General features: G+C 68.8%; 10 protein-coding genes. 7 read left to right on the top strand and 3 right to left on the bottom strand.

All coding sequences use genetic code 11. The annotated features are described in order from the left end of the window. The first annotated feature begins 63 nt into the window (after nt 1-63). The 7 genes from G3N94_RS37680 to pyrF all read left to right on the top strand — a co-directional run bounded on the left by G3N94_RS37680 (nt 64) and on the right by pyrF (nt 7,499). Complete coding sequence (locus tag G3N94_RS37680; RefSeq protein ID WP_205799304.1) at nt 64-843, top strand: SDR family oxidoreductase; 780 nt, start codon at nt 64-66, stop codon at nt 841-843. Nucleotides 844-973: 130 nt separating this feature from the next. Further along, a complete protein-coding gene (locus G3N94_RS37675; RefSeq protein ID WP_205799303.1) occupies nt 974-1,969 on the top strand; it encodes an arabinose ABC transporter substrate-binding protein in 996 nt (331 codons plus the stop codon). A gap of 66 nt (nt 1,970-2,035) precedes the next feature. Beyond that, complete coding sequence (gene araG / locus G3N94_RS37670; RefSeq protein WP_205799302.1) at nt 2,036-3,547, top strand: L-arabinose ABC transporter ATP-binding protein AraG; 1,512 nt, start codon at nt 2,036-2,038, stop codon at nt 3,545-3,547. A gap of 71 nt (nt 3,548-3,618) precedes the next feature. Beyond that, entirely contained in the window at nt 3,619-4,635 is a 1,017-nt protein-coding gene (gene araH, locus G3N94_RS37665; RefSeq protein ID WP_205799301.1) for an L-arabinose ABC transporter permease AraH, read from the top strand. 19 nt (nt 4,636-4,654) lie between these two features. Continuing rightward, nucleotides 4,655-5,452 (top strand): SDR family oxidoreductase, encoded by a 798-nt coding sequence (locus tag G3N94_RS37660; protein WP_205799300.1) that lies wholly within the window; start codon nt 4,655-4,657, stop codon nt 5,450-5,452. Between the two features lie 55 nt (nt 5,453-5,507). Further along, the gene (locus tag G3N94_RS37655) at nt 5,508-6,557 is read left to right on the top strand and encodes an aldose 1-epimerase (protein ID WP_205799299.1); all 1,050 of its coding nucleotides are present in this window, start codon (nt 5,508-5,510) and stop codon (nt 6,555-6,557) included. A gap of 99 nt (nt 6,558-6,656) precedes the next feature. Continuing rightward, nucleotides 6,657-7,499 (top strand): orotidine-5'-phosphate decarboxylase, encoded by an 843-nt coding sequence (pyrF, locus tag G3N94_RS37650; protein WP_205799298.1) that lies wholly within the window; start codon nt 6,657-6,659, stop codon nt 7,497-7,499. A gap of 124 nt (nt 7,500-7,623) precedes the next feature. Here the strand turns inward: pyrF and G3N94_RS37645 are convergent, their stop codons facing one another. From G3N94_RS37645 to G3N94_RS37635, 3 genes are all read right to left on the bottom strand, one after another. Then, nucleotides 7,624-8,124, bottom strand: a complete 501-nt coding sequence (locus G3N94_RS37645; protein ID WP_205799297.1) for a CinA family protein — start codon at nt 8,122-8,124, stop codon at nt 7,624-7,626. Between the two features lie 30 nt (nt 8,125-8,154). Next, nucleotides 8,155-8,712, bottom strand: a complete 558-nt coding sequence (locus tag G3N94_RS37640; protein WP_205799296.1) for a phosphatidylglycerophosphatase A — start codon at nt 8,710-8,712, stop codon at nt 8,155-8,157. Continuing rightward, a partial coding sequence (locus G3N94_RS37635; RefSeq protein ID WP_205799295.1) for a thiamine monophosphate kinase occupies nt 8,702-8,890 on the bottom strand: 189 nt, incomplete at its 5' end. The genes G3N94_RS37640 and G3N94_RS37635, both read right to left, overlap by 11 nt.

Genomic DNA, 8,890 nt, shown 5'->3' with positions numbered 1-8,890 from the left:
ATGCGGCTCCGCCGCGCGCGCGTTCCAGGCCGGCCTGCGTGCGGCGCGCGGCGGAGCCGCATGATGGGGCGCCTCGCGGGCAAGGTCGCGATGGTGACGGGCGCGGGCCGCGGGATCGGCGCGTCGATTGCGCACGCGTTTGCGCGCGAAGGTGCGGCGGTCGCGCTCGTCGATCTCGATCTGCCGCAGGCACGCGCGAGCGCGGACGCAATTGCGCATGAGCTCGACGGCGCGCGCGTGCTGCCGGTGTATGCGGATGTCGCCGATCAGGAATCGGTGCGCGACGCGCTCGCTCAGACCGAGGCGACGTTCGGGCCGCTCGACGTGCTCGTCAACAACGCGGGCGTCAACGTGTTCTGCGATCCGCTGACGATGACCGACGACGACTGGCGGCGCTGCTTCGCGGTCGATCTCGACGGCGTGTGGCACGGCTGCCGAGCGGCATTGCCGGGCATGGTGGAACGTGGGCGCGGCAGCATCGTGAACATCGCGTCGACGCACGCATTCCGGATCATCCCCGGCTGCTTTCCGTACCCGGTCGCGAAGCACGGCGTGCTCGGCCTTACGCGCGCGCTCGGGATCGAATATGCGGCGCGCAACGTGCGTGTGAACGCGATCGCGCCGGGCTACATCGACACGCAGCTCACGCGCGACTGGTGGGACGCGCAGCCGGATCCGGCTGCCGCGCGGGACGACACGCTCGCGCTGCAGCCGATGAAGCGGATTGGCAAGCCGGAGGAAGTGGCGATGACGGCCGTCTTCCTCGCGTCGGACGAGGCGCCGTTCATCAACGCGACCTGCATCACCGTCGATGGCGGGCGCGCGGCGCTGTACCACGACTGAAGGACTCGAAGGGCTTGCAGGACCCGAAGGACCGAATCGAAAGACCGCAGCGCGAGATGGCCGCGTGCGCGCTGCGTCGATACAAGTAAGCGGCCGTATTCCGATCGATGAAGACAAGGAGACACTGGAGATGAAACGCAGAACGTTCGTCACGCTGGCCGCCGCGACCGCGGTGTTGATGGGCAACCCGCTTGCGCACGCGGCCGACCCGGTCAAGATCGGCTTTCTCGTGAAGCAGCCGGAGGAGCCGTGGTTCCAGGACGAGTGGAAGTTCGCGGAGATTGCCGCAAAAGACAAGGGCTTCACGCTCGTGAAGATCGGTGCACCGTCCGGCGAGAAGGTGATGAGCGCGATCGACAACCTCGCCGCGCAGAAGGTGCAGGGCTTCATCATCTGCACGCCTGACGTGAAGCTCGGGCCGGGCATCGTCGCGAAGGCGAAGTCGCACAGCCTGAAGATGATGACGGTCGACGACCGCCTCGTCGACGGCGCCGGCAAGCCGCTCGACGCGGTGCCGCACATGGGGATTTCCGCGTACAACATCGGCAAGCAGGTCGGCGACGGCATCGCGGCCGAGATCAAGAGGCGCGGCTGGAACATGAACGAGGTCGGTGCGATCGACATCACCTTCGAGCAGCTGCCGACCGCGCATGACCGCACGAGTGGCGCGACCGACGCGCTCGTCGCCGCGGGCTTCCCGAAGGCGAACGTGATCGCCGCGCCGCAGGCGAAGACCGACACCGAGAACGCATTCAACGCCGCGAACATCGCGCTCACGAAGAATCCGCAGTTCAAGCACTGGGTCGCGTACGGCCTGAACGACGAAGCGGTGCTCGGCGCGGTGCGTGCGGCCGAAGGGCGCGGCTTCAAGGTGGCCGACATGGTCGGCATCGGCATCGGCGGCTCCGACTCGGCGCTGAGCGAGTTCAAGAAGCCGCAGCCAACCGGCTTCTTCGGCACCGTGATCATCAGCCCGAAACGCCACGGCGAGGAAACCTCGGACCTGATGTACGCGTGGATCACGCAGGGCAAGGCGCCGCCGCCGCTCACGCTGACGACCGGCATGCTCGCGACGCGCGACAACGTCGGCAAGGTGCGCGACGAGATGGGGCTCGCGTCGAAGTAACCGTCCCGCTCGGCTGCCGCATGCTGCGGCGGCCGACGGTCGATCGATCGTAACTGGAGAGGCGAAGTGTCAGCGGCACTGCGTTTTGACAATATCGGCAAGGTGTTTCCCGGCGTGCGCGCACTCGACGGCATTTCGTTCGACGTGCATGCGGGCGAGGTGCACGGCCTGATGGGCGAGAACGGCGCGGGCAAGTCGACGCTGCTGAAGATTCTCGGCGGCGAATATCAGCCCGATGCGGGCAGCGTGCTGGTCGACGGCCGGCCCGTGCATTTCGCGAGTGCGGCCGCGTCGATCGCGGCCGGCATCGCGGTGATTCACCAGGAGCTGCAGTACGTGCCCGACCTGACGGTCGTGGAGAACCTGCTGCTCGGCCGCCTGCCGAATGCGTTCGGCTGGGTGAGGAAGGGCGACGCGAAGCGCTACGTGCGCGAGCGGCTCGCCGCGATGGGCGTCGATCTGGATCCCGATGCGAAGCTCGGCCGGCTGTCGATCGCGCAGCGGCAGATGGTCGAGATCTGCAAGGCGCTGATGCGCAACGCGCGCGTGATTGCGCTCGACGAGCCGACGAGCTCGCTGTCGCACCGCGAGACCGAGGTGCTGTTCAAGCTCGTCGACGACCTGCGCGCCGACGGCCGCGCGCTGATCTACATCTCGCACCGGATGGACGAGATCTACCGGCTGTGCGACGCGTGCACGATCTTCCGCGACGGCCGCCGGATCGCGTCGCACGCATCGCTCGCCGACGTGCCGCGCGAGCGTCTGGTCGCGGAGATGGTCGGCCGCGAGATCGCCGACATCTATCACTACGCGCCGCGCGCGCTCGGCGACGTGCGCCTGTCGGTCGACGGGATCGAAGGCGACGCGCTGCGCGAGCCGGCGAGCTTCGCGGTGCGCGCGGGCGAGATCGTCGGCTTCTTCGGGCTCGTCGGCGCGGGGCGCAGCGAGCTGATGCGGCTCGTGTACGGCGCCGATCGCAAGCGCGCGGGCACGCTCGCGCTCGACGGCGCGCGCATCGATGTGAAGCGCACCGGCGATGCGATCCGCCACGGCATCGTGCTGTGCCCGGAGGACCGCAAGGAGGAGGGGATCATCGCGATGGCGTCGGTCGCGGAGAACATCAACATCAGCTGCCGCCGGCATTCGTTGCGCGCGGGCCTGTTCATCGACCGCAAGACCGAGAACGAAACGGCCGACCGCTTCATCCAGCGGCTGAAGATCAAGACACCGAGCCGCCGGCAGAAGATCCGCTTCCTGTCGGGCGGCAACCAGCAGAAGGCGATCCTGTCGCGCTGGCTCGCGGAGCCCGACCTGAAGGTCGTGATCCTCGACGAGCCGACCCGCGGCATCGACGTCGGCGCGAAGCACGAGATCTACGACGTGATCTACCGGCTTGCGGAGCGCGGCTGCGCGATCGTGATGGTGTCGTCGGAACTGCCGGAAGTGCTCGGCGTGTCCGACCGCATCGTCGTGATGCGCGAAGGGAGCATCGCGGGCGAGCTGCCGCGCGCGCAGGCGAACGAGCATGCGGTGTTGAACCTCGCGCTGCCGCAGTCGAGCGCCGCGCAGGCGGCCTGAATCCACAACGACCTTGATTTCGATCCCGCGCGGCCGCTGCGCCGCGCGATGCAGGAGCAGGAGACATGACCATGCAAGTGAGAGAAAACCTCGCCGGCGCCGCCGTGAAGCCGGCCGCCGACGCGCTGGCACCACAGCAGAACGACCGTCAGAAATGGTGGCAGCAGCTCGCCGAGTACAGCCTGATCGCGATCTTCGCGGTGATGTTCGTCACGATGTCGCTGACCGTCGATCACTTCTTCTCGATCGACAACATGCTCGGCCTCGCGCTGTCGATCTCGCAGATCGGGATGGTCGCGTGCACGATGATGTTCTGTCTTGCGTCGCGCGACTTCGACCTGTCGATCGGCTCGACCATCGCGTTCTCGGGCGTGCTGTGCGCAATGGTGCTCAACGCGACCGGCAACACGTTCATCGCGATCGTCGCGGCGGTCGCGGCCGGCGCGGCGATCGGCTTCGTCAACGGCGCGGTGATCGCGTACCTGCGCATCAACGCGCTGATCACGACGCTCGCGACGATGGAGATCGTGCGCGGGCTCGGCTTCATCGTGTCGAAGGGGCAGGCGGTCGGCGTGTCGTCCGATACGTTCATCGCGTTGGGCGGGCTGACGATGTTCGGCATCTCGCTGCCGATCTGGGTCACGCTGCTGTGCTTCATCGTGTTCGGCGTGCTGCTGAACCAGACCGTCTACGGCCGCAACACGCTCGCGATCGGCGGCAACCCCGAGGCGTCGCGGCTCGCGGGGATCAACGTCGAGCGCACGCGCGTGTATATCTTCCTGATCCAGGGCGCGGTGACCGCGCTCGCGGGCGTGATCCTCGCGTCGCGCATCACGTCGGGCCAGCCGAATGCCGCGCAGGGCTTCGAGCTGAACGTGATCTCCGCGTGCGTGCTCGGCGGCGTGTCGCTGCTGGGCGGCCGCGCGACGATCTCCGGCGTCGTGATCGGCGTGCTGATCATGGGCACCGTCGAGAACGTGATGAACCTGCTGAACATCGACGCGTTCTACCAGTACCTCGTGCGCGGCGCGATCCTGCTCGCGGCCGTGCTGCTCGACCAGCTGAAGAACCGCGGCGGACGCGACTGATCCCCTGGAGGCGACCGGCATGACTACCGACACGACTACACCCGATGCACGCGATGCACACTACGCGCGCTATCCGAGCCTCGCCGACCGCGCGGTGCTGATCACCGGCGGCGCGACCGGCATCGGTGCCGCGTTCGTCGAGCATTTCGTCGCGCAAGACGCGCGCGTCGCATTCGTCGATCTCGACGCCGCGGCGGGCCGCGCGCTCGCCGAACGTCTCGCGCATGCGCGTCATGCACCGCTCTTCATCGAATGCGACCTGACCGACATTGCCGCGCTGCGTCACGCGATCGACGCGATCCGTGCGCGGATCGGCGCGATCGCGGTGCTCGTCAACAATGCGGCGAACGACGTGCGCCACGCGATCGGCGACGTGACGCCCGAATCGTTCGACGCGGGCATCGCGGTGAACCTGCGCCACCAGTTCTTCGCCGCGCAGGCCGTGATCGACGACATGAAGCAGCGGGGCGGCGGCGCGATCATCAACCTCGGCTCGATCAGCTGGATGCTGAAGAACGGCGGCTATCCCGTGTACGTGACCGCGAAGGCGGCCGTGCAGGGCCTCACGCGCGGCCTCGCACGCGATCTCGGCCCGTTCGGAATCCGCGTCAATTCGCTCGTGCCGGGCTGGGTGATGACCGACAAGCAGCGCCGGCTCTGGCTCGACGACGCGGGGCGCGCGGCGATCAAGGCCGGCCAGTGCATCGATGCCGAGCTGCTGCCCGCCGATCTCGCGCGGATGGCGCTGTTCCTCGCGGCGGACGACAGCCGGATGATCACCGCGCAGGATGTGATCGTCGACGGCGGCTGGGCGTGACCGGCCGAGCAACCCGCCCGCCACCCGAACCGATTTTTCGACGAAGGAGCCCCTCATGACCGTCACGTTCCTGCGCGAACCGACTTCGACGACTCAATCGCGCCGCGCGCGCGTCGCCGCCGCCGCGCAGCCGGTCAGCGCCGGCCCGCAGACCGCCGCGTACGCGCAGGGCGTCGGCGCGTCGCATGCTGCGGCGATCACGCTGCCGAGTGCGGCGCTGCGGCTCGATGTTCTGCCGCACCTCGGTGGCGGCATCGCGCGCTTCGACTGGCGTGGCGACGGCGGCGTGCCGACACCGGTGTTCCGCCGCTGCGAGCACCCGGAGACGGCGACCGATCCGAACGAGCTCGCGTGCTATCCGCTGCTGCCGTATTCGAACCGGATCGGCGGCGCGCGTTTCGAATGCGACGGCCGCAGCGTCGCGGTGCCGCGCAACCGCCGCGACGAGCCGCTGCCGATCCATGGCGACGGCTGGCTCGCGCACTGGCGCGTCGACGACGCGAGCGCCACGTCGTTGCGGCTGTCGCTCGACCACAGTCACGGCACCCCGTACGCGTTTCGCGCGACGCAGACCTACCAGCTCGACGACGCGACGCTGTCGATTGCGCTGACGGTCGAGAATGCCGGTCGTGCGCGGCTGCCGTTCGGGCTCGGCGTGCATCCGTTCCTCGTGCGCGACGATGCGACCGAGCTCGCGGCCGCGGCCGGCGGGTTGTGGCTGTCGGGCGCCGACTTCCTGCCGGTGCGGCACGTGAGCGTGCCGCCTGCATGGCAGTTCGGCGTCGCGTATCCGCTGCCGGCCGGGCTCGTGAACCATGCGTTCACGGGCTGGGGCGGCCATGCGACGGTGAGCTGGCCGCGCCGCGGGATCACGCTGACCGTCGCCGCCGATGTCGATGCGTACGTGCTGTACACACCGCCGGGCGAGGATTTCTTCTGCTTCGAGCCGGTCGATCATCCGATCAATGCGGTGAACCTGCCGGGCGGCGGGGCCGCGCACGGGATGACGCTGCTCGCGCCGGGCGAGCGCCTCGCGCGGCGCTTCGCGTTTACCGTCGAGCGTAGCGTCGTGCGCGGCAAGATGCGAGGCGACATGCGGCGGTGACATGTGGCGTGTCATGTGGTGATGACGCGCGCGCGCGAAAGCGGCCGGCGACGCGGGTAAAATATGCGGTCTAACAACGGTTTGCCGCGAGTCCCCGCCATGTCTACCCCGCTTACTTTCATTGAATCGCTGCGCGCCGCGTGGCAGCGCACGAATTCGCTGCTGTGCGTCGGCCTCGATCCCGAGCCGTCGCGCTTTCCCGTGCAGTTCGACGGCCAGCCCGATGCGATCTTCGAATTCTGCCGGCAGATCGTCGACGCAACCGCCGAGTTCGCGAGCGCGTTCAAGCCGCAGATCGCGTACTTCGCCGCGCATCGCGCGGAGGACCAGCTCGAGCGGCTGATCGCGCACATCCACCTGCAGCATCCGGGCCTGCCGGTGATCCTCGACGCGAAGCGCGGCGACATCGGCAGCACCGCCGAGCAGTACGCGCGCGAAGCGTTCGAGCGCTACCGCGCGGACGCGGTGACCGTGAACCCGTACATGGGTTTCGATTCGGTCGAGCCGTATTTCGAGCACGAAGGCAAGGGCGTGATCGTGCTGTGCCGCACGTCTAACCCGGGCGGCTCGGACCTGCAGTTCCTCGAGACGAACGGGTCCGGCCATCCGGGCCGGCCGCTGTACCAGGTGGTCGCCGATCTCGCCGCGAACAAGTGGAACGCGAAGAGCGGCCAGCTCAGCCTCGTCGTCGGCGCGACGTTCCCGCACGAGATCGAAGTCGTGCGCGGGATCGTCGGCGACATGCCGCTGCTGATTCCGGGCATAGGCGCGCAGGGCGGCGACGTGCAGGCGACCGTCCGCGCGGGCCGCACGGCCGACGGCACCGGGATGATGATCAACTCGTCGCGCGCGATCCTGTACGCGAGCAAGGACGAGGATTTCGCGGAAGCCGCGGCGCTCGCCGCGCAGAAGACCCGCGACGCGATCAACGCGCATCGTTGAGCGGGGCCGGCCGCCCGCACGGGCGGCCTGGTTCCGGATGGCCCGCACGGGCGGCCTGGTTCCGGACGGCCCCGCGCCCGCGTCCGCGGGCCGGCGGCGCTTGCGCTGCTTGCCCTGGTGCGCGTCAGCCCTCGCGTTCTTCGAGCAGCTTCAGCAGCCCGCGCAGCGCATGCACGGCGGCCTGCGTGCGGATCTGCTCGCGATCGCCCTTGAACACGAGTGTTTCGGCGTCGGTATGCAGCCGGTTGCTCCACGCGAACGACACGGTGCCGACCGGCTTCTTCTCGCTGCCGCCGGCCGGCCCGGCAATGCCGGTGACCGCGAGCGACACCTGCGCGCGGCTGTTGCGCAATGCGCCTTCGGCCATCGCGCGCGCGACCGGCTCGCTGACGGCGCCGTGCTTGTCGATCAGTTCGGCCGGCACGCCGATCATCTCGCTCTTGGCCTGGTTCGAATACGTGACGAAGCCGCGTTCGAACCACTGGCTGCTGCCGGAGATGTCGGTGATCGCGGCGGCGATCATCCCGCCGGTGCAGGATTCGGCGGTGGCGAGCATCAGGTGCCCGTCACGCAACTGGTTGCCTGCGCGGATCGCAAGCTGGTGGACGACGGAATCGGTTGCCATGCGAAAGGGTGAACAGGAGTCGGAAAGGCGTCAGCCGACGAACGACCGCCACAGCGCGATCACGAGCAGCGTCATGAACGCGGCGATCAGGTCGTCGACCATGATGCCGAGGCCGCCTGCCAGGCGGCGCTCGACATGGCGGATCGGGGGCAGCTTCAGCATGTCGAAGCAGCGGAATACGACGAACGCCCACAGCTGGCCGACGAACGTCGCCGGCGTGACGAACAGCATCACGATCCAGATCGCGACGATCTCGTCCCAGACGACCGCACCCGGGTCGGCATTGCCGAGCCGCTTCGCGGTGAAGCCGGTGGACCAGACGCCGGCGATGAAACCGGCCGCGATCAGCCCCCACCATTCGGGCACCGTCAGGTAATTGTTCAGCGCGACGAACGCCAGCCAGCCGAACAGCGAGCCGAACGTGCCGGGCAACAGCGGCGCGAGCCCGCTGCCGAACCCGAGCGACAGGATGTGCGCCGGGTGCGACAGCATGAAGCGCGCGGTCGCGCGCTGCGGCGCGTTCTTGTTCTGCGTGGAGCCGGCGCCGGCGCCGGCCGCGGCGCGCGGGGGCGTCGGGTCAGTCTGCATGGAAGTGGTCGAAACCGTGCAACGTGAGGGCGAGGGGCGCGCCGGCTGCGTCGCGCCACGCGATCGCGGGCCGTTCCGACGGCGCGGACAACGCGCATATTGTACCGATTCGCGTGACCGCGACGCCGGCGCTCGCGCCCGCCGCTTCGATTGCCGCGCGGGCTGCCGCGGGCGCGGT

This window comes from Burkholderia sp. Ac-20353 (assembly GCF_017104785.1).
In the GTDB taxonomy this organism is placed as follows: Bacteria; Pseudomonadota; Gammaproteobacteria; order Burkholderiales; family Burkholderiaceae; genus Burkholderia.
The sequence above is the reverse complement of the archived record's forward strand: the minus strand, read 5'-3'. Positions and strand labels throughout refer to the sequence as shown.